At 60.2% G+C, this 1,048-nt stretch carries 2 protein-coding genes and 1 pseudogene; all 3 read right to left on the bottom strand.

From position 1 onward, the window contains the following. Positions 1–368, bottom strand: a 368-nt coding sequence (locus QN413_RS27035; protein WP_323499638.1) for a transcriptional regulator, incomplete at its 3' end; no start/stop codon positions are given. 29 nt (positions 369–397) lie between these two features. After that, the gene (locus QN413_RS27030; protein WP_323499637.1) at positions 398–760 is read right to left on the bottom strand and encodes a type II toxin-antitoxin system HigB family toxin; all 363 of its coding nucleotides are present in this window, start codon (positions 758–760) and stop codon (positions 398–400) included. A gap of 66 nt (positions 761–826) precedes the next feature. Continuing rightward, positions 827–1,048: pseudogene (locus tag QN413_RS27025) on the bottom strand (hypothetical protein); the annotation flags it as partial.

The raw sequence follows: 1,048 nt of genomic DNA, 5'->3' as shown, positions 1-1,048 counted from the left end.
GAGACCGGCTCAGGCTGACCAACCAGCGACGATGCCGGGATGCCGAGATTGAGCAGGCGGCGGATCATGGGCATGGTGAGAGGGCGTGTGCGATTGAGGATTTCATACACGCGATTGCGAGGACCAATGTAGGGCACCATGTCGGCGACGGTCAGGCCGGATTGCTCCATGCGAAACTTGATGGCGTCAATCGGGTCTGGCAGCGCTATCGGGTAGTGCTTTGCTTCATAGACTTCGACCAACGTGCCCAGCACTTCCAGCGCTTCGCCATCGGGCGAATCGGGTGCAGGGTCAAGGTCGATCAGCGCTGAGACGCGCGCCAGGGCCGCGCAGTAACTGTCTTGATCGCGGATTGCTCGAACTTCCATTTGGGTCACTCCTTTGACGATGGACGGATTTACTTGAACTGATCGACAGTTGCTGCATCGATCGAGTCGTATTCGGCGTGCGTGCCGATGAACTTCACAAAGCCCCACTGCGTTTGATATGCAAACGCCACGATCAACCGGTGCTTGTTGGCAGCGATGTTGAACACCACGCGCCTGCCGCCGACAGGACTCGAATTTGCGTACTGCGCCTTCACATCGTCCGAGTTTGTCCACTTCGCCAGCTTCGCTACATCAAGCCACGCCTCGATTGCTGCCTTTGCGTCGCCCCGATTTGGCCGCTGGTAATAGGCCGTGAGATTTGACTGGGCTACGATGTGCACCGACCATTTTAGTACCAATTCGGGACTATGGCAATCGCCTTGGATCGACACGATCGCGTTAATCGCGCGGAGCCGACGGTGACCTTCATGCGTGGGTAAGTTCAGCTGACAGGCCTGCTATTGGCGCAAACCTGTCGAGCCCCGGCCTATGCGTCCTTCGGCGGCGGCGTATCCAGCATGCTGGCCACCTTGCTGCGACGGATCGCCGCCGACTGGTAGTCGCCCTGTCATGGCCATGGCCTCGCCGATCGGCATGTCGCACAGACCCGCCTCCGTCACGAAGCCCGAGCGCAAGGAGTGCGCCGAGAAGCGGCCGTCCAGTCCCGCGGCCGCGCAGCG

It is taken from the genome of Variovorax sp. LG9.2 (assembly GCF_035018885.1).
Taxonomy (GTDB): Bacteria; Pseudomonadota; Gammaproteobacteria; order Burkholderiales; family Burkholderiaceae_C; genus Variovorax.
Note: the sequence above shows the minus strand (reverse complement) of the source record. Positions and strands in the feature narration are given on the sequence as shown.